The 18,184-nt window shown below is 69.8% G+C and carries 16 protein-coding genes; 6 read left to right on the top strand and 10 right to left on the bottom strand.

What is annotated here, in order from left to right:
* The first annotated feature begins 3 nt into the window (after positions 1-3).
* The gene (locus NOSIN_RS23780) at positions 4-657 is read left to right on the top strand and encodes a TetR/AcrR family transcriptional regulator (protein WP_077692866.1); all 654 of its coding nucleotides are present in this window, start codon (positions 4-6) and stop codon (positions 655-657) included.
* Between the two features lie 114 nt (positions 658-771).
* Here NOSIN_RS23780 and NOSIN_RS23775 read toward each other — a convergent pair whose 3' ends face one another.
* Positions 772-2,073, bottom strand: coding sequence for a L,D-transpeptidase (locus NOSIN_RS23775; protein WP_077692865.1), 1,302 nt, complete (start codon positions 2,071-2,073; stop codon positions 772-774).
* 313 nt (positions 2,074-2,386) lie between these two features.
* On the opposite strand from NOSIN_RS23775, the gene NOSIN_RS23770 reads away from it, so the two are divergent.
* Both NOSIN_RS23770 and NOSIN_RS23765 read left to right on the top strand, forming a co-directional pair.
* Complete coding sequence (locus NOSIN_RS23770; RefSeq protein WP_077692864.1) at positions 2,387-2,710, top strand: DMT family transporter; 324 nt, start codon at positions 2,387-2,389, stop codon at positions 2,708-2,710.
* A 95-nt stretch (positions 2,711-2,805) separates the two neighbouring features.
* Positions 2,806-3,306 (top strand): TetR/AcrR family transcriptional regulator, encoded by a 501-nt coding sequence (locus NOSIN_RS23765; protein WP_077693748.1) that lies wholly within the window; start codon positions 2,806-2,808, stop codon positions 3,304-3,306.
* Here NOSIN_RS23765 and NOSIN_RS23760 read toward each other — a convergent pair.
* Positions 3,263-4,060, bottom strand: a complete 798-nt coding sequence (locus tag NOSIN_RS23760) for a helix-turn-helix transcriptional regulator (protein ID WP_236743433.1) — start codon at positions 4,058-4,060, stop codon at positions 3,263-3,265. The two genes, NOSIN_RS23765 and NOSIN_RS23760, sit on opposite strands and share 44 nt — an antisense overlap.
* A 144-nt stretch (positions 4,061-4,204) precedes the next feature.
* On the opposite strand from NOSIN_RS23760, the gene NOSIN_RS23755 reads away from it, so the two are divergent.
* Positions 4,205-4,756, top strand: coding sequence for a TIGR03086 family metal-binding protein (locus tag NOSIN_RS23755; RefSeq protein WP_077692863.1), 552 nt, complete (start codon positions 4,205-4,207; stop codon positions 4,754-4,756).
* Positions 4,757-4,837: 81 nt separating this feature from the next.
* Here the strand turns inward: NOSIN_RS23755 and dacB are convergent, their stop codons facing one another.
* From dacB to NOSIN_RS23730, 5 genes are all read right to left on the bottom strand, one after another.
* A complete protein-coding gene (gene dacB, locus NOSIN_RS23750; RefSeq protein ID WP_455430049.1) occupies positions 4,838-6,463 on the bottom strand; it encodes a D-alanyl-D-alanine carboxypeptidase/D-alanyl-D-alanine endopeptidase in 1,626 nt (541 codons plus the stop codon).
* Positions 6,464-6,719: 256 nt separating this feature from the next.
* The gene (locus NOSIN_RS23745) at positions 6,720-8,972 is read right to left on the bottom strand and encodes an ABC transporter ATP-binding protein (RefSeq protein ID WP_077692862.1); all 2,253 of its coding nucleotides are present in this window, start codon (positions 8,970-8,972) and stop codon (positions 6,720-6,722) included.
* Complete coding sequence (locus NOSIN_RS23740; RefSeq protein WP_077692861.1) at positions 8,969-9,889, bottom strand: ABC transporter permease; 921 nt, start codon at positions 9,887-9,889, stop codon at positions 8,969-8,971. The genes NOSIN_RS23745 and NOSIN_RS23740 overlap by 4 nt, the downstream gene beginning before the upstream one ends.
* Positions 9,882-10,892 carry an ABC transporter permease gene (locus tag NOSIN_RS23735; protein ID WP_077692860.1) on the bottom strand — a complete coding sequence of 337 codons (1,011 nt, stop codon included), beginning with the start codon at positions 10,890-10,892 and terminating at the stop codon, positions 9,882-9,884. The genes NOSIN_RS23740 and NOSIN_RS23735 overlap by 8 nt, the downstream gene beginning before the upstream one ends.
* A gap of 82 nt (positions 10,893-10,974) precedes the next feature.
* The gene (locus tag NOSIN_RS23730) at positions 10,975-12,675 is read right to left on the bottom strand and encodes an ABC transporter family substrate-binding protein (RefSeq protein WP_077692859.1); all 1,701 of its coding nucleotides are present in this window, start codon (positions 12,673-12,675) and stop codon (positions 10,975-10,977) included.
* Positions 12,676-13,340: 665 nt separating this feature from the next.
* On the opposite strand from NOSIN_RS23730, the gene NOSIN_RS23725 reads away from it, so the two are divergent.
* Positions 13,341-13,814: a hypothetical protein gene (locus NOSIN_RS23725; RefSeq protein WP_170293602.1), complete on the top strand. Its 474-nt coding sequence runs from the start codon at positions 13,341-13,343 to the stop codon at positions 13,812-13,814.
* Between the two features lie 105 nt (positions 13,815-13,919).
* Complete coding sequence (locus NOSIN_RS23720; RefSeq protein ID WP_077692858.1) at positions 13,920-14,534, top strand: rhomboid family intramembrane serine protease; 615 nt, start codon at positions 13,920-13,922, stop codon at positions 14,532-14,534.
* A 379-nt stretch (positions 14,535-14,913) separates the two neighbouring features.
* Here the strand turns inward: NOSIN_RS23720 and NOSIN_RS23715 are convergent, their stop codons facing one another.
* The 3 genes from NOSIN_RS23715 to NOSIN_RS23705 form a co-directional block, all read right to left on the bottom strand.
* A complete protein-coding gene (locus NOSIN_RS23715; RefSeq protein ID WP_077692857.1) occupies positions 14,914-15,849 on the bottom strand; it encodes a glycine betaine ABC transporter substrate-binding protein in 936 nt (311 codons plus the stop codon).
* 90 nt (positions 15,850-15,939) lie between these two features.
* Positions 15,940-17,163: an ABC transporter permease gene (locus NOSIN_RS23710; RefSeq protein ID WP_077692856.1), complete on the bottom strand. Its 1,224-nt coding sequence runs from the start codon at positions 17,161-17,163 to the stop codon at positions 15,940-15,942.
* Positions 17,160-18,158, bottom strand: coding sequence for a quaternary amine ABC transporter ATP-binding protein (locus NOSIN_RS23705; protein WP_077692855.1), 999 nt, complete (start codon positions 18,156-18,158; stop codon positions 17,160-17,162). The genes NOSIN_RS23710 and NOSIN_RS23705 overlap by 4 nt, the downstream gene beginning before the upstream one ends.
* Between the last annotated feature and the right edge of the window lie 26 nt (positions 18,159-18,184).

Here is an 18,184-nt window from a genome sequence, read left to right as displayed (position 1 = left end):
GGAATGAGCGAGACGACCCCAGCGTCGGACACCCACCCCTCCCCCGGCGCCGAGGAGGCCCCGACGCCGCGCAGGAGGGTGAACCGGCGCGAGCAGATCCTGCGTACGGCCGCCCACGTGTTCGCCGCGCAGGGGTTCCACAACACCTCGCTGGCCGACATCGCGGCGATGCTCGACATCACCCCGGCGGGGGTCCTGCACCACTTCGGTTCCAAGACCGACCTGCTCACCGCGGTCCTGGAGCTGCGCGACGACATCGACCCGGCGCCGGAGGGCGGCCGGATGCTGGACCACCTGGTGTCCACCGCCGAGCGCAACGCGGCCCGCCCGGGGACCACGCGGCTGTACGCGGTGCTGTCGGCGGAGAGCGCCACCGACGGGCACCCGGCGCAGGAGTGGTTCCGGGACCGCTACAAGGTGCTGCGCCGGGCGATCGGCGACGCCGTCCTGGACCGGCTGGGGCCGGAGTACCGGGAGGCGGCCGCCGCTCCGGGTCCGGACGGGCGCACCCCGGCGCAGGACGCCGCGGCCGCGGTCATCGCCGTGATGGACGGCCTGCAGGTGCAGTGGCTCCTGGACCCCGAGGCCGTCGACATGGCCGCCGTGACCGAGCTGGTGATAGACGCCGTCGTCGCCCGGCTGTCCCGGGAGGCCTGACCGGGGCGTCCGGGGGGCCGGACGCGGCGGGAAGGAGCGCGCAAGCGGAAGGGGGCGTCGAAGCCGTGCGGCTTCGACGCCCCCTCGGCGTCCGGGATGCGGTTACCGCTCGGGTTACTGCTCGCCGTGGACGGAGCCGGGGGTGCCGGAGCCGTCGGTGATCTGCGGCTCGCCGGTCACGCTCTCGGCCAGCCAGTCGTCCCAGGACTTCTGCCAGAAGCCCCAGCCGTTGTTCCACTCGAACTCGCGGTCGGTGCCGGTGGTGTTCAGCACGTCACCCATGAGGGTGTTCTCGAAGAACCACTGGGCGTCCTCCATGCGCAGGTTGGTGCAGCCGTGGGAGGTGTTGGCCGAACCGATGGCGGGGTTGTAGGAGGCCTCGTGCACGAACTCACCGCTGTTGGAGGTGCGGACCGCGTACTGGACCTCCACGCTGTAGGAGCCGGGAGAGTCCTCCGCGATGCCCACGGTGCTGGAGTCCATGGTGATCTGCTCGTACCGCTCCATCAGCACGTGGACGCCGCTGCTCGTGGTGTCGAACCGGCGGGTGGCCTGGCCGTTGCTCACGGGGATGGTGCGCTCGTGCTCACCGTCGACGGTGATGACCATCTCGTGGTCGGGCACGTGCATGGTCGCGATCAGCTCGCGGCCGACCTCGAAGTCGATCTGGTAGTTCTTCACTCCGTAGACGCCCTCGGAGGCCTCGACGCCCGCGAGGTGCAGGTCGACGGTGACGGCCTGGTGGGGGTCCCAGTACTCCTCGGGGCGGAACACCGCGGTCTGGTCGTTGGTCCAGTTCCAGGCGCCCGCGATCCCCTGCTCGGAGACGACCTCCATGGAGTTCTCGACCTGCTCCTTGTTGGTGACGGGCAGGTCGAAGTTGATCACGATCGGCATGCCCACGCCGACGGTGTCACCGGAGGAGGGGTAGTTGGACGCCAGTTCCAGGCGCTGGCCGGGAACGGCGGCCAGGGTGGTGAACTCGTGGACGAGCTCGGTCTCCTCGCCGGCGTCGTTCTCGGCGGTGGCGGTGACCACGACCTCCGAGCCGGGGCGCAGGTTCCAGTCGCTGACCCACTCGGTACCGTCCCCGTTGAGGGTGCCGGTCATGTCGTAGAGGCCCGGGTCCTGCTCCTCACCCGTCGTCGAGGCCTCGTCGACGACGGACTGGGCCACCTGGACGTCGGTGATGACGCCGTTCTCCGCGGTGACCCGGACGGGGGAGTTCGGAGCGACCTCTCCGGCGCCGTCCTCGGGGGCGATCACCAGTTCCGCGGGGGGCGCGGCGTCGGTGGGCTCGGAACCCCCGCTCTGGGTCTCGGCCGTACCGGACGTGCAGGCCGTCGCGGCCAGCGCCAGCGCGACCAGTCCGATACCGAACCGGCGTATCACCACCGGGGGTGTCTTTCCCGTCACGTCTGGTACCTCCATGTCATGCTTCGAACGCCGTGTACTGCCAGTAAGACGCGCGAGCGCCCAAAAGGTTCTGAGATCTCACGCATCGGTATAGATCGGTTATCACCGACGCGGAGGGACACCGGACCGCGACAGTACACCCCGGGGGTATGAGTCAGTTTCCTTCGGGTATGAGATTACGGCTATCCGTAACTTGCGTCGCACCTGGGCGAGCCTCTGCCCGGGGATCTGCGCCTAGAATCTGGTGCGAACGCTCAGGTTTATGCTCCGCCAAAGCCTGGCCGAAAGCTCGTTTCTCCTGTTGGGAGGCCTCATGTCGTGGCTCTGGTTGGTCGGGGCGATCATCTCCGAGGTGATCGGCACCACATCGCTCAAGCTCTCGGAGGGCTTCACCCGCCTGGTCCCCACGGTCTTCGTCGTGCTCGGTTACGTCGGCGCCTTCCTCATGCTCAGCCAGTCCCTCACCCGGGGCATGGACCTCGGTGTGGCCTACGGCGTGTGGGCGGCCGTGGGCATCGCGCTGGTCGCCATGGTCGGCACCATGCTCTTCGGCGAGTCGCTCACCTGGGTCCAGGTGGGCGGGATCGCCATGATCATCGCCGGGGTGATGGCCCTGGAGATGGGCGGGCGGCATTGAGCGGGGGCGGCGTGGAGGCCACCGGTCCGGAGGCGATCACCGACGGCCGCAGGCGCAAGGGCGAACGGCGGCGCCGACTGCTGCTGGACGCCGTCATGCGCGTGGTCGAGCGCGACGGCGTGGCCTCGGTCAGCCAGCGGCGCGTCGCCGCCGAGGCCGGGGTCGCGCCCAGCGCGGTCACCTACTACTACGCGGCCGTCGACGACCTGCTCGTGGACGCCCTCACCCGGGTCAACGACACCTACGTGGCCGCCCTGGCGACCCTGCCCGACGGGGCGGACGCGGCCCTGCGCGCCCTCGCCGGGATGATCGCGGCGGGGTCGGGGCCCGACCGGGCCCACGTGATGGCCGAGTGCGAGCTGTTCCTGCTCGCCGCGCGGCGACCGGCCCTGCGTCCCCAGGTCGAGCGCTGGAACCGGGCCGTGGACGCCTTCCTCACGCCGTACCTGCCCGATCCGGACGACCGCGCGGGCGTATGCGCCGCCGTCGACGGCCTCTTCGTGCGCGCCTGCGTCGAACCGGAGCTGACGGCCGCGGAGGTGTACCGGACGCTCAGCCGGCTGGTGTCGCGCGCGTCGCGTAACGGCCGGGGGTGACTCCCAGTACGGCGGTGAACTCCCTGGTCAGGTGGGACTGGTCGCTGAACCCCAGCTCGGCGGCCAGGAGCCCCCAGTCGGGCGGCGACCCCCTCCTGGCGCGCTCGGCGGCCTCGTAGAGCCGGTACCGGCGTATGACCGCCTTGGGTCCCAGGCCGACGTGGTCGGCGAAGCGGCGCTGGAGGAGGCGCACACCGATCCCCTCCCGCCCGGCGAGCCCGGACACGCTGACCTCCGAGGGGTCGTCGGCCACCCGCTCGACGGTGTCGCGGGTGTCCTCCGCGGGATGGCGCCGCACGGGGAGCAGACCCGACAGGACGCGGTCCACCTCGGCCATGAGCGCCGCGGGCTCCTCCGGCCACGCCGCCGGGTCCAACGCCTCCGGAGCGGGGAGTTCCGCGTCCACGATCCCGTTCATCGGGCGGCCGAGGAGGGGGCGGAAACCCGCGGGCCGAAACATCACGCCCAGCGCCCAGCCCTCGCCCTCCAGCACGCGTGAGGTGACCCGGGTGGTCGGGCCGTGCACCGTCGCGGCGGCGCCGGTGAACACCAGGTTCACCACGGGGTGGGCGAGGACCCGCTGGGTGTACGGTTCACGGCCGGCCAGGTTCCACGAGGCGATCCAGTAGCGGTCCACGAAGCGGGCGACGTGGCCCGAGGGCGCGTAGCGGTCCAGCCGGAACCGGGTCAGCCCGGTCTCCGGGTCGAGGATGCCGCGCGCGTCCCTGTCCACTCCCGCGGAGTACGGTTCCACGGCCCCAGACTAGTACCGCGGCCGGTCCTTCGACCGGACGGAAGCGGTCCGGCGCCCGCACGTCCTGTCGCGTTTCTTCAAGACGGGGCCCGGACGCGCGCGGAGGATGGTGGGACACAGCCGACCCTGAGGGGGACACCGATCATGAGTGACGTCTGCGCACGCTACGCCCGCCTGTCCGAGGACTTCGCCGCGACGGTGGCGGCCGTCCCGGCCGACCGCTGGGCCTCCACGTCACCGTGCGAGGGGTGGGACGCCCGCGACGTGGTCCGCCACGTGGTGGACACCCAGGGCATGTTCCTCGGCCTGGTCGGCCGCGAACCGGGCCGCGTCCCGTCCGTGGACGAGGACCCCCGCGCCGCCTGGGACGCCGCCCGCGCGGCGGTCCAGGCCGACCTCGACGATCCCGACCGCGCGAACACGGAGTTCGACGGCTTCTTCGGCCGCACCACCTTCGCCGAGGCCGTGGACCGGTTCCTCGACTTCGACCTGGTCGTGCACCGCTGGGACCTGGCCCGCGCCACCGGCCAGGACGAGCGCCTGGATCCCGACGACGTCCGCTGGGCGCACGGGGCCACCGCCGCCTTCGGACCGCACATGCGCGCCGAAGGCGTCTGCGGCCCTGAGCTCACCCCGCCCGAGGGCGCCGACGCCCAGACCCGGTTCCTCGCCTTCGTGGGCCGCCGCGCCTGGTAGGGGCCGGTGAAGGACCGAGGGGCCACGGGGATCGTCCCGTGGCCCCGGATCAGCGGCCCGGCGGACCAGGCCCCCGGCGCGTCAGCAGGTCAGCTCCCAGGAGCACTCCAGCTCACCGCCGCCCTCCGCGCGCGCACTCTGCGGACGGACGCCGGCGAGTGACGCGTGGCCCACGTACTCGGCCAGCCGGACGGCGATCGCGTCCTGTACTCCCCTGGGCGCCGGACCGCTGTGGCCGTTGTTGACGATGCTGAACACCAGCTCGTCCTCACCCGGCCCGGACACGTACCCCGACAGGGCGCTCACTCCGGTCATGGTGCCGGTCTTGGCCGACACCGCGCCCTCGGCGGCGGTGCCCCCCATCCGGTACCTCAGGGTGCCGCCCACGAACGGGTCGTCCTTCCCCGCCACCGGCAGGGACTCCCTCCAGGTCCCGTACCAGGAGGCGTCACGCGATCGCGTGAGCAGGTCCACGACCGTGTCGGCGGTGACCAGGTTGCCCCGGGACAGGCCGGAGCCGTCGTTGAGGACGAGGTCGGAGGTGTCCACGCCCAGCCCGGTCAGGGCCTTCTCCACACCGGCGAGCCCGGCGTCCCAACTGCCCTCGTCCGCGGTCTCCCTGCCGATGCTCTTGACGAGCATCTCCGCGTGCCCGTTGTTGCTGAACTTCATGAACGGGACGAGGATCTCCCCCAGTCCGGGGGACTCGTGGTCGGCCAGGACCCTGGCCCCGGACCGGTCCGAGGGCGCGCCGCCGAACTCCACGCCGCCCACCACCTCGACCCCGTGCCGCTCCAGCGCCTGCTCGAAGAGGTGCCCGGCCAGCCCGGCGGGTTCGTGCACCGTGCGCAGGACGGCCACGGGGGCGCCGTCGGCCGGGATCGCGCCGCTCACCGTGATGGTGTTGGTGCCCAGCACACGGTCGACGACCAGGGTGTTCCCGCTGCCCGGCGCGCCCGTGCGGGCCTGGTTGTCCAGCTCGGCGTAGCCCTCGGCCGCGCCGAGGTCGACCTCGGGGGGCTCCCCCGCGCTCCCCGGGGAGACCGAGACCTCCGTCACCCCGGTGTCGTGGCGCTCCCCGTGCGCGACCGTGAGGGCGGAGATCTGCGCCGAGTACGCGTACGGCTCGTCCTCGGGCCACCAGTCGTCCACGAGGCGCTCGGAGTCGAACCAGGTGTCGTCGGCGTGCACGTCGCCCCGCACGACCCTGACCCCGGACCCGGCCACCTCGGCGGCCAGCTCGTCCAGGTCGCCCTCGGACAGGGTCGGGTCGCCGCCGCCCACCAGGTACAGGTCCTCCACGGAGCGCCGGTGCCCCGGGCCCCTCTCGGCCACCACCTCGGTGGAGAAGGTGTGGTCGGTGCCCAGGACCTCCAGGGCGGCGGCCGCGGTGAACAGCTTCATGTTGGACGCGGGCAGCAGCCGCTCTCCGCCGTCGCGCGAGTAGAGCACCTCGCCGGTGTCGGGATCGGAGACGACCACACCGGACACCGCGCCCTCCAGGGACGAGTGCCTCAACAGGGTGTCGATGTCCTCGCGCAGGTCGGCCGGGCGCTCCCCGGCCGCGTCCGTGTCAGCGTGGGCCGGGGACGCGCCCAGCGGCGCCACCGGAAGCAGGGGAAGCGCGACGAGTGCGGCGGTGACCGTCCACAGGGCGCCGCGACGGGTTCCGGGCGAGTGCTTCCGGGGAATGGCGGGGGCTTCCAACTCTTCGTCTCCTGCCGGTCACGAGCGGTAAGGGGCAACGCACCCTACCCCGTGCGGAGCCCCCGGTTCCAGGACCTCACGCGCGGTTCGCCGACGGAGGGGACCCGGAAGGCGCCGCGGCCGTCCGGTGACGGGCGCGAACGCGTTCCGCCGCGCGGAGCCGTGTCCGGTTCCGGCCGGCGAGCAAGGCGGTGGGCCGGCGCCGGGACGCGAGTCCCCGCACCGGCCCACCGGATCCACCGTCGCGCGGAGCGCGTCAGATCAGCTCGACCGCCCGCGAGTAGTGGCAGGCGTCCGGGTGCCCGGTCCCCCGGTCCACCAGCTCCGGCGGCTCCTCCACGCACTTGACGCGCTCGCTCTCCGACAGCTCGTCGGCGAACTTCGGGCACCGTGTCCGGAATCGGCAGCCCGACGGCGGGTCGGCCGGGCTGGGCACGTCGCCGGTGACGACGATCCGCTCCCGCGTCCGCTCCTTGACCGGGTCGGGCAGCGGGATGGCCGAGATCAGCGCCTGCGTGTAGGGGTGCGCGGGCGCCCTGAACAGCTCCTCGGTCGTCCCCGTCTCCACGATCTTGCCGAGGTACATCACGGCCACCCGGTCGGCGATGTGCTTGACCACCGACAGGTCGTGCGAGACGAACAGGTACGACAGGCCCAGGTCGTCCTGGAGGTCCTCCAGCAGGTTGATCACGCCCGCCTGGATGGACACGTCCAGGGCCGAGACCGGCTCGTCCAGGATGAGCACCTTGGGGTTGAGCGCCAGTGCGCGGGCGACGCCGATGCGCTGTCGCTGACCGCCCGAGAACTCGTGCGGGTAGCGCGAGCCGTGCTCGACGTTGAGGCCCACCAGCTCCAGCAGCTCCCTGACCCGCTTCTTGGCCTCGCCGTTGCGCCGGCCGTGGATCCGCAGCGGTTCGGCGACGATGTCCGAGACCGTCATGCGCGGGTCCAGGGAGGCGAACGGGTCCTGGAACACCAGCTGGAGGTCGCGGCGCAGCGGCCGCAACTGGCGCTGGGACATCGAGTGCAGCGGCTGCCCCCTGTACTCGACCTCTCCCGACGTCTGCCTGATCAACTGGAGCATGAGCCGCGCGGTGGTGGACTTCCCGCAACCGGACTCACCGACCAGGGCGAGCGTCTCGTGCTCGTACAGGTCCAGGGAGATCCCCGAGACCGCCTGCACCTCGCCGATCCTCCTCTTGAGCAGGCCCTTGGAGCGGATGGGGAAGTGCTTCACCAGGTCCCTGACGGTCAGGATGGCCTCCCGGCCGCTCCCGTCGGCGGTGTCCCCGGAACCGTCGGCCCGGGCGAGCGCCCGCTCGGCCTGTTCGGCCCGCTCCTCGCTCTCCGCCACGGACTCGGCGGTGCCACCGGTGTCGGCGGTGCCACCGGTGTCGGTGGTTTCGGCCCCCACCGCCGTTCCCCTGAACAGGTCGGTGGGTTGGGCGCCCTCCAACTCCTCGCTGAAGTGGCAGGCCGCCGTGTGCGCGCCGGTGTCCTCCACCGGGACGCGGACCCGCTCCCCGTTCTCGGCCGTCGCCAGCAGGCTCGGCTCCTGCTCGTGGCAGAGGTCCCTGGCCATCGGGCAGCGCGGCGCGAACGCGCACCCCCCGGGCAGGGTGAGCAGGGAGGGCGGGGTCCCCAGGATGGGGGTGAGCCGCTCGTTCCGGTCCTCGTCCAGCCGGGGCAGCGACCCCAGCAGTCCCAGGGCGTAGGGCATCCGCGGCCGGTAGAAGACCTCCTCCACCGGTCCCGTCTCCACGAGGCGGCCGCCGTACATCACACCGACCCGGTCGACGTGCCCGGCCACCACGCCCAGGTCGTGGGTGATCAGCACCAGCGCGGCGCCCGTCTCCTTCCGGGCCGACTCCAGGGCCTCCAGGACCTGTGCCTGGACGGTCACGTCCAGGGCCGTGGTCGGCTCGTCGGCGATGATGACGTCCGGCTCGTTGGCCATCGCGATCGCGATCACCACGCGCTGGCGCATACCGCCCGACAGCTCGTGCGGGTACTGCTTGAGCCGCTGCGCCGGGTTGGGTATGTCCACCAGCTCCAGCAGCTCCAGCGCACGGGCCATCGCGGCCTTCTTGCCCACCTTGTGGTGCGCGAGCACGGCCTCGGCGATCTGGTAGCCGACCGTGTACACGGGGTTGAGCGAGGTCAGCGGGTCCTGGAAGATCATCGCGATCCGGTTGCCGCGGACCTTGCTGATCTCGGCGTCGTCGAGGCCGACGACCTCCTGGCCCAGCACCTTCGCCGATCCCTCGACGCGGGCGTTCTTGGGCAGCAGTCCCATGATCGCCATGGAGGTCACGGACTTGCCCGATCCGGACTCGCCCACGATCCCCAGCGCCTCGCCCCGGCGCAGGACGTAGGACACCTCGCGCACGGCGGGCAGCGGCCCGTCGTCGGAGGGGAAGGTCACGCTGAGGTCGCGGACCTCCAGCACCACGTCGCCGGTTCCCGGCGAGGAGGTCTCCTCGTTGCTCATGTGCTCAGTCGTGGTCATCGCCGCACCATGCTCTGTCGTGGGTCGAGGGCGTCGCGGAGCCCGTCGCCGATGAAGTTGATCGTCAGGCAGATCGCCAGCAGCATCAGACCCGGCGGATAGAACAGCCAGGGCCGCGTGGAGACCGCCGTGCGCGCGTCGCTGATCATCTGGCCGAGCGAGATGTCGGGCGGCTGGATCCCGAACTGGAGGAAGGACATGCCCGCCTCCAGCAGGATCGCCACGGCGATCAGCAGGGTGGCCGCGACGATGATCGGTCCCGCGGCGTTGGGCAGCAGGTGGCGCACGATGATCCATCCGGGCGAGGCTCCCGACGCCCGCGCCGCCTCCACGTACTCCTGCTCGCGCAGGGACAGGACCACACCGCGCACCACACGGGCGATCTGCGCCCACGCGAAGAAGCTGATGATGAGGGCCACCGCGTACCAGGTGGTCCCGCCCCGCACGTTGCCCGCGATCGCGGCGACCATGACCAGCAGCGGCACGATCAGGAACACGTCGACGACGCGCATCATGAGCCCGTCGACGCGGCCGCCGTAGTACCCCGCGGTGGCGCCCCACAGGGAGCCGATGACGGTGCCCAGGACCGACACCGTGAACGCGACCTTGAGCGTCTGCTGGGTGCCGCGCATGAGCTGGCCCAGGACGTCGTGGCCCGCGGTGGTGGTGCCGAGCGGGTGGTCGGGATTGGGCGGCACGCTCGGCGGGACCTCCAGGTGGACGGTGTGGTCCCACCGCCAGAGGAGGGGTCCGACGAAGGTGAACAGCACGATGACGACCAGGACGGCCAGGCTGATCATGGCGGCCCTGTGCCGGAGGAACCGGGACACGATCATCTGGAACTGGGTGCGTTCGGCGCCCCCGACGCTCTCGGCGTCGGCGCTCCGCGGCGCTACGGGCGCCTTCTTCTCACTCATAGCGAATCCTCGGGTCGAGCACGCCGTACAGGAGGTCAGCGACGAGGTTGGCCAGGATGACCGTGACACCGCTGAGCAGCAGCCACGCCATCAGGGCGTACGAGTCGTTCGTCTCGATCGCGTTGACGAAGAACTCGCCCAGGCCGCGCCACTGGAAGACCTGTTCGGTCAGGACCGTACCGTCGATGACCCCGGCGATGCCGACGGCGACCACCGTGGTCAGCGGGATGAGGGCCGTGCGCAGCGCGTGGCGCCGGACGACGACGCGGTTGGGCAGGCCCTTGGCCTTGGCCAGGCGGACGTAGTCGCTGTTGAGCACCTCGAGCATGGCGGTCCGCTGGTACCGGCTCCACGACGCGAAACTGGTCAGCATCAACACGATCGTGGGCAGTGTCATGTAGGCGAGGGCGTTGGTGATCCTGCCCCACAGGTCCTCGCCCTGCGCCTGGTACAGGCCGTCGCCGATCGTGGCGAAGACCTGTTCTCCCACGAGGTCGTTGAAGCTGACACCCGCGTGCTGCATGATGCCGCCGAACCAGAAGACGGGCATCGACAGGGCCAGGAAGCCGATGAACGTGAGCGTGTAGTCGATCTTGGAGTACTGGCGCATCGCGCTGACGACACCGGCCAGGATGGCCAGGCCCAGCGCGAGGAGCATGGCCGCCCCCACCAGGCGCAGGGTGACCCCGAGGCGCTCGGCGAGCTGGGCCCCGATGTCGTAGCTGTTGCTCTGCGTGGAGGGGCCGAACTCGCCTTGGAGGAGTCCGATGTCCCCGTGGCCGCCGATGCCGGTCACCCAGAGCCAGTAGCGCTCGGGCATGGACCGGTCGAGGTAGAGCCGCTCCTCCTGGAGCTCGATGACCGAGGGGTCCGGAGGCGGCTGCTGCATCCTGAGCTGCGTGAGGGGGTCACCGGAGACGTCGATCAGCACGAACGTGAGCACGGACGCGAGGATCAGGATGGGTATCGTGCCCAGGACGCGCCGCACCGTGTAAACGAGCATGGGTGTGATCCTTCAGGGGTGAACGAGGACCGGCCCGGATCCGGGAGGATATCCCGGACCCGGGCCATGTACCTGAGCCGAGTTACTCGGCGATGTCCCACTCACCGATGTTGTAGGTGGCGCGGTAGCTGGACTGGAGGTTGTCCTCGACGTTGGCGAGCCGCTCGCTGGCGAAGAAGTAGTTGGGCTCGGCCATGATCGGGAGCACGTAGGCCTCCGGGACGATGGTCTCCACCGCCGTGTTGGCGTGCTTCGCCGCCTCGTCCAGGCCGGAGGCCGTGGCCGAGGCCTCGGCCGCCTTGTCCACGTCCTCGTTGGAGAAGCCGCCGAAGTTGCTCTCGCTCTCGGAGTGCCAGAACTGCTCGGCGTTGGAGGCGAAGTACTGGCTGCCGCTCCAGCCGAACTGGACGATGTCGAAGTCCTGCTCCCCGAGCATCGTGCCCAGGTCGTCGGTCATCTCGATGGTGGTCTTGACGCCGATCTCGTCGAGCTGCGCCTGGATCAGCTGGAGGGAGTTGCTGCGGGTGACGGTGTCGGTGCTGCGCAGGCGGAACGGACCGACCTCCTCGCCGTCGAGCGTGAGGGTGTCGCCGTCGAGCTCGTAGCCGGCGTCCTCCAGGATCTTCTTGGCGGCCTCGATGTCGCCGTCGCCCTGGGTGGTGTCGGAGAGGTGGTCCTCGAAGTACTCGCTCTGGCTGCTGAAGATGTGGTTGTTCTTCAGCTCGTAGTCGGGGTAGGTGGAGCCGAAGTTGCGGCTGGCGATCTCGTCGCGGTTGATCGCGGTGAAGACGGCCTTGCGCAGCTCGACGTCGGAGAGCCACTCGTTGTCGACGTTGATGTCGACGTGCTCCCAGATGTTGCCCTCGGCGATGCTGAGGGTCGCCTCCATGTCCTGGAGCTGGGTGACGATGTCCGCGCTGTACTGGGCGGGGTTGGCGCCGTCGATCTCACCGTTCTGGAAGGCGGGGATGAAGGTGCCCTCGTCGGTGTTGTACGGCATGACGATGCGGTCGAGTGCGGGCTGCGTCTCGCCGAACCACTCGGGGTTGGGCTCCTTGACGACCTGGTTCTTCAGGTCGCCGTCGACGATCTTGTACGGGCCGCCGGACCACTCGGGGCGCGTCTCGTGCAGCCAGGTGAAGTACTCGCCGAGCTGGTCGGGGTCCTCGACGTCGAAGCCCTGCTCCTCGGCCAGGTGCGCCGGGTAGAAGCCGCCCGCCACGCTGTGCGCGTCGAACATGCCCTTCCACTCGGGGTTGGCCAGGCCCTCCTTCAGCTTGAAGGTGGCGGTCTTGCCGTCGACCTCGACCGTGTCGACCATGTCGGCACCGGTGGTGCCGCGGGAGTCACAGGTGGTGCAGTAGCCCTCGTCGGGGGACGCGGACATCATCATGGTGACCCGCAGGTCCTCACCGGTCATCGGCGTGCCGTCGCTCCACACGGCGTCCTCGGCGAGGGTGAAGCTGAACTCGAACGGACCCTCGTCGGGGTTGTCGTTGATGAGCTCGGGCTCCTCGGCGAGGACGTCCATGTTGTACTCGTACGTCGCGTCGGGCTGGTACTGCCCGGTGAAGGGGATGACGCCGGAGAGCATCTGGATCACGTAGACGCTGCCGCCGGCGCTGCTGATGGCTCCCCAGGCGGCGGGAAGGCTGTTGATCACCCATGTGACCTCCTTCTCCTCCTCCGCGCCGTCACCGCCGCCGCCGGAGCAGGCGGTCAGCGCCATCAGCGCGGAGAGTCCCGCCGCCGCGAACGCGAGCGTCTTCCTTCGTTTGTGCATCAGTTACACCCTTGATCACTAATACGAGCCCGACCCCGGGGCTTGTGTGGTTCGCACACGCCCCGCAGAAATTAGGCGATTAGTCGTTCAGAAGACCATTGAGCGAAATGTCTGTATAGCCCCACTGCCGGATTCGTGACCCATCCGCAACCGGTTCGCGCTCATCGTCCCCCGGCAGCCGGCGCACCCCGCCGACGTCGGGAAACACCGTCGTTACCGCAGTTCAGGGGCCGGGGCCGGGGCGCACTCCCGCACTCCCCGATTCGGACAAGCCAGAAATACATTGCGGGTCGCTTACTTTGGTCAACGGTGTTTATAGTAAAGTAAACGCCGTTTAACTACACAACCGCCCCAGTTGACTACACAGAGGGAAACGGACAAAATACACCAAAGCTCACATATAACATGCAAGCTTCACCACGGGGCCCCTGGTGCTCCAGTAGTCAGTTCTCGGCGCACTTCGATGCGTGATTCATAGGATGATCTGATGATAATCAGATAGAGCTGACATAGAGCACGAAAGGTGCCAAAGCACGTAGATCCGGGTTGAAATCTGCGTACCCGGCTGTCCGAAACCACCGTGCGCGCAGCATCGGAGCAGATAAGGTTTCGTACGGCGATCGCCGTCACCCCACACGCAGTATCCAGCGAGAGAGGCCTCTGCCGTGTCCGAAACAGTCCGCCTGGTCTGCCCCGCGGGCCGCAAGCACGTGGAACTGTGGGCTGGTTACGCTCTGGTGGCACTGGGCGCCGTGGCGGTCGCGGTCGACCCCTCGCACTGGGCCAACGTCACCCTCGGCGTCCTCCTGGTCCTCGTGGGCGCCGCACTGGCCGTGCACGGCCACATGATCAAGTCCCCCGTGCTGGAGGTCTCCGACGGGGAGTTCCGCTACGAGCGCGGCCGCTACATCGTGCGCGTGCCCTTCCACGACATCGGCTCCTACCACGTCCTGCCGGGCCGTATCCGCTCCCTCGGGCTGTGCGACACCGCGGGCCGCCCCAAGCGCTTCCCCTCGCTGCAGAACCGCCGCACCTCGCGCGCGTACCTGCCGCTGACCGGGATGACCAGTCCGGCCAAGGTCGAGTCCTTCATGGCGGTGGCGGGCATCCCGCCGCGCAAACGCTCCCTGACCTCCTGAGGGCCCGCCGACGGGATCAGGGCAACTTCGGGCACAGCGGACAATTACTCACCACACGCCCCACGGACATACCACCGCAAGCCCGTGTCCTCTACTCTCGATGGGGTGAAGCAGTCCAGAATCACCGCCATCCTGACCGTAGCGGGGATGCTCGCGGCCATGTGGGTCTTCGAGGTCCTCGACAGCCTCCTGCTCCGCGGAACGCTCGACCAGCGACTCGGCCTGCGCTCCTGGGACTTCCAGGGGCTCTGGACCATGTTCACCGCGCCGTTCATGCACGGCAACCTCGAACACCTCATCGGCAACTCGCTGCCGTTCCTCGTACTGGGCGTGCTCGTCGCGTTCAGCGGCCTGGGGCGGTTCCTGCTCACCACGCTGATCATCGTCGTCGTCAGCGGCGTGGGCGTGTGGCTGTTCAGCTCGCCGACCTCCCTCACCGTGGGAGCGAGCGGCCTGGTCTTCGGCTACTTCGGCTACACCGTCCTGCGCGGCATCATCGAGCGCAAGACCGTCGACATCGTCATCATGATCTGCGTGGTGCTCTTCTACGGGACGATGATCTGGGGGGTCCTGCCCCAGTACCCCGGTGTCTCCTGGCAGGCGCACCTCTTCGGCTTCCTCGGCGGCCTGCTCGCCGCGTACCTGCTCCCCAAGCGCGAGAGGAGCAGGCAGCTCAACCAGGGCTACGGAGGCGCCCAGGGCGGCTACTACGCCCCCTGAGGCCGGCTCCGGCCCCGCTCGGGGCCGAGGACGCGCGAACGGGCCGCCCCCGCGAAGGGGAGCGGCCCGTCGGTGTTCACGGTCCCCGGTCCGGGGCCGGTCCCCGGAGGTCACACGAGGACGAGGACGTCCGGGAGCCGGGGCGGAGCCGGCCCCCGGAGTGAACCGGGGCGCCCGGCTCCGGGGCGAAGCGAAGCCCCTCCAGGGCGAAGCGAAGCGGAGCCCCGAAGCGAGCAGAGCCGGGCGCCGGCGGGGTCCTGGAGGAGCCGGAGGCGGGTTCGCGAGGAACGAGCCGACCCACCGGAGGCACCGAAGGTTCCCGCCCCTGTGGCGCACGGATCCGGGGCGAAGCGAAGCGGAGCCCCGAAGCGAGCAGAGTCTAGAACTCCAGGCCCTCGGCGTCCTCGCCCAGGGTGCGCTCCAGGAACTCGGGGTTGTCCGCGAGCCAGGCGCGGGCGCCCGCCTCGGGGTCGTCCTCGTGCTCCTGAAGGGTCAGGACCTCCAGAGTGGCCAGTTCCTCGTCGTTGAGCTCGAAGTTCTCCATCCAGCCCGCGAGCTCCGGGTAGTCCTCGCCGAAGCCCGTGCGGCCGACGGCGTGGATCTCCTCCGCGCCACCCATCAGACCCTCGGGGTCCTTCAGGTCCTTCAGGTCGTACTGGGCGTAGGCCGGGTGCGGACGCCAGAGGGTGACCACGATGGGCTCCTCCTCGGCGATCGCCGAGTCCAGCTCGGCGAGCATCGCGGCGGTGGAGGAGGTGACCAGTTCGAAGTCCTCGTCCAGACCGTAGCCCGGCATCGCTTCGTTCTGGGTGGTGGAGGTCAGCCCGGCGCCCGGGTCGATACCGATGATCTGGCCGCCCAGCTCGTCGGCGTGGTCGGTCAGGTCGGGGATGCTGTTCACGTCCTCCATGTAGGAGGGCACGGTGAGGGTCAGCTTGGCGTTGTCGTACCAGACGCCGAGGTCCTCCAGGCTGTCCCCGTAGTCCTTCCAGTAGTCGGCGTGCGTGGTGGGGAGCCAGGTGTCGAGGAACAGGTCGACGTCGCCGTTGGCCGCGCCCTGGTACATCGGGGCGACGTCCACGTCGGTGACCGTGACGTCGTAGCCCTTCTCCTCCAGGATGACCTTCCACATGTTCGTGGTGGCGATCGCCTCCTCCCAGGCGATCAGCGCGATGTTGATCTCCTTGTTCTCCTCGCCGCCGTCCTCGGGGCCGGTGAGGTTCTCACTGCTGCCGCCACCGCCGCAGGCGGTCAGGAGGAGAGCGGCGGTCATGCCGGCCGCGGAGAGGGCCGTCATTCGCTTGCGGCTGTACATCGTGGGAGTTCCTTCCCTCGGGGAATTCTGTGTGCGGACCCTGGTGTGCGGGGTCTTTGTGCGGGGCCCTGGTGTGCGTACGCGCCCGGGTCAGGCGGCCGATGCGCGCGGACCGTTGCGGGTGACGGCCACGGTGAGGCGGTCCAGGAAGATGGCCAGGATGACCACCGCGATACCGGCCTCGAAGCCGAGGGCGCCGTCGTTGCGGGTGATGCCCTCGTAGACCTCGCTGCCCAGGCCCCCGGCGCCGACCATGCCCGCGATGACGACCATGGACAGGCCGAGCATGATGACCTGGTTGACGCCGGCCATGATGGTCGGCAGGGCCAGCGGCAGCTGGATTCCGGTGAGGATCTTGCGGCTGGGGGCGCCGAAGGACTCGCCCGCCTCCACGAGCTCCCGGTCGATCTGGCGGATGCCCAGCTCGGTCAGGCGCACGCCGGGCGGCATCGCGAACACGATGGTGGCGACCACGCCGGGCACGGCGCCGATGGAGAAGAAGAAGATCGCCGGGATCAGGTAGACGAACGCGGGCAGCGTCTGCATCAGGTCCAGGATCGGCTTGGCGATCTTGCTGACCAGGTCGCTGTATGCGGCCAGGATGCCGATCGGGATCGCGATGGCCACGGCGATGGCGCTGGCCACGAGCACCAGGCCGAGCGTGTCCATGGCGTTGGTCCACTGGTCGACCGACGCCACCAGGGTGAGCGCGACGAGGCCGAACAGGCCCATCCGCCATCCGGCCACCGAGAACGCCAGGACGCTCAGCAGCAGGATCATCACCAGCGCCTTGGGGTTCGTGACCAGGGCGGGGAGGACGAGCCAGCCGAGCAGCACCAGCACCAGCCAGCCGCCCGCGACGACGCCGGTGCGGACGCGGGTGCCCTTGTCGAGCGCGCCCAGCACGGCGACGGCGACCAGGAAGAGCAGCGAGATGCAGAAGTAGGCGTCCACGTACTGCTGGTCGAACAGGTTCATCGCCCACAGGAAGACCTGCGGCGGCAGAACGTTGATGACGGTGTTACCGAACGCGAACTGCGCGTGCAGGACGTAGAGCGCCGAGACCGCGGCGACGATGGCCGCCAGCGGCACGCGCCGGGTGCGCAGCAGCGGGACGGCGATGATCACGGCGGCGATGAAGGCGAGCTGTCCCGCCGCGGGTTCGGTGAAGAACCCGGACAGGACCTCCACGGCCCAGCTGACGAACACGGCGATGGCGTCGAAGACGGGGCCGAAGTTGTTCTTGAGCCAGGAGTTGAGGGCCTCGAATCCGTCACCGATCGGCAGGCTCGGCGGGAAGTCGACGGGTGTCACGACGTCTCCTTTCCGGTCGCGAGCGCGGCGAGTACGGAGTGGCGCGTCACCGTGCCCAGCACGCTGCCGTCCTCGTCGACCACTCGGAGGTGGTCGGAGGCGGCCGCGCTGGCGTACAGGTCGGCGACCGGTGTGTCGGCGCTGACCTCGGGCGTGGAGGTGTCGGCCGAGGGCGCGTCCGGGTCGATCACCGATGCGGCGGTGAGCACGCGGGTGCGGTCGACGTCCTCGATGAACCGTTCGACGTAGTCGTTGGCGGGTTCGCTGAGGATCTCCTCCGCGGTGCCGACCTGGGCGACGCGGCCGTCGCGGAGCACGCAGATCCGGTCACCGAGGCGCATGGCCTCGTTGAGGTCGTGCGTGATGAAGACGATGGTCTTGCCCAGGCTCGCCTGGAGCTCCAGGAGCTGGGTCTGCATGTCCCGCCGGATGAGCGGGTCCAGGGCGCTGAAGGCCTCGTCCATGAGGATGATGTCGGTGTCGGCGGCCAGTGCCCTGGCCAGGCCCACACGCTGCTGCATACCTCCGGAGAGCTGCTGGGGGAGCTTGTCCTCCCAGCCGTCGAGACCCACCAGTCCGAGGGTCTCCTTGGCCTTGCGGACGCGCTCGGCGCGCGGCATTCCGCGCAGCTCCAGCCCGTAGGCGGCGTTCTCCAGGACCGTGCGGTGGGGCAGGAGGGCGAAGTGCTGGAAGACCATGCTGACCTTCTCGCCCCGCAGCTTCAGGAGGCTCTTCCTGTTGAGGGCGGTGATGTTCACGCCGTCGACCTCGACCGTCCCCGCGGTGGGTTCCAGGAGGCCGTTGAGCATCCGGATCAGGGTCGACTTCCCCGATCCGGACAGGCCCATGACGACGAAGATCTCGCCTGGTTCGACCTCGAACGACACGTCGACGACGGCCGCCGTCACGTCGAGGTCGGCGATGGTGTCACGGTGGCTGCCGTCGGAGAGCCGCTCGACGGCGGCTCCCGACTGTCTGCCGAACACCTTGTACAAGTGGTCTGCGCGTACTGCTGGCACGG

Origin of the sequence: Nocardiopsis sinuspersici (assembly GCF_001998325.1) — a bacterium.
GTDB lineage: Bacteria > Actinomycetota > Actinomycetes > Streptosporangiales > Streptosporangiaceae > Nocardiopsis > Nocardiopsis sinuspersici.
This window is presented reverse-complemented; position numbering and strand designations above follow the sequence as displayed.

Bases quoted from the DNA above. Each gene is read 5' to 3' on its own strand.
- NOSIN_RS23780 (WP_077692866.1), top strand. From the start codon at position 4: ATGAGCGAGACGACCCCAGCGTCGGACACCCACCCCTCCCCCGGCGCC.
- NOSIN_RS23770 (WP_077692864.1), top strand. From the start codon at position 2,387: ATGTCGTGGCTCTGGTTGGTCGGGGCGATCATCTCCGAGGTGATCGGC.
- NOSIN_RS23765 (WP_077693748.1), top strand. From the start codon at position 2,806: ATGCGCGTGGTCGAGCGCGACGGCGTGGCCTCGGTCAGCCAGCGGCGC.
- NOSIN_RS23755 (WP_077692863.1), top strand. From the start codon at position 4,205: ATGAGTGACGTCTGCGCACGCTACGCCCGCCTGTCCGAGGACTTCGCC.
- NOSIN_RS23745 (WP_077692862.1), bottom strand. From the start codon at position 8,972: ATGACCACGACTGAGCACATGAGCAACGAGGAGACCTCCTCGCCGGGA.
- NOSIN_RS23740 (WP_077692861.1), bottom strand. From the start codon at position 9,889: ATGAGTGAGAAGAAGGCGCCCGTAGCGCCGCGGAGCGCCGACGCCGAG.
- NOSIN_RS23735 (WP_077692860.1), bottom strand. From the start codon at position 10,892: ATGCTCGTTTACACGGTGCGGCGCGTCCTGGGCACGATACCCATCCTG.
- NOSIN_RS23730 (WP_077692859.1), bottom strand. From the start codon at position 12,675: ATGCACAAACGAAGGAAGACGCTCGCGTTCGCGGCGGCGGGACTCTCC.
- NOSIN_RS23715 (WP_077692857.1), bottom strand. From the start codon at position 15,849: ATGTACAGCCGCAAGCGAATGACGGCCCTCTCCGCGGCCGGCATGACC.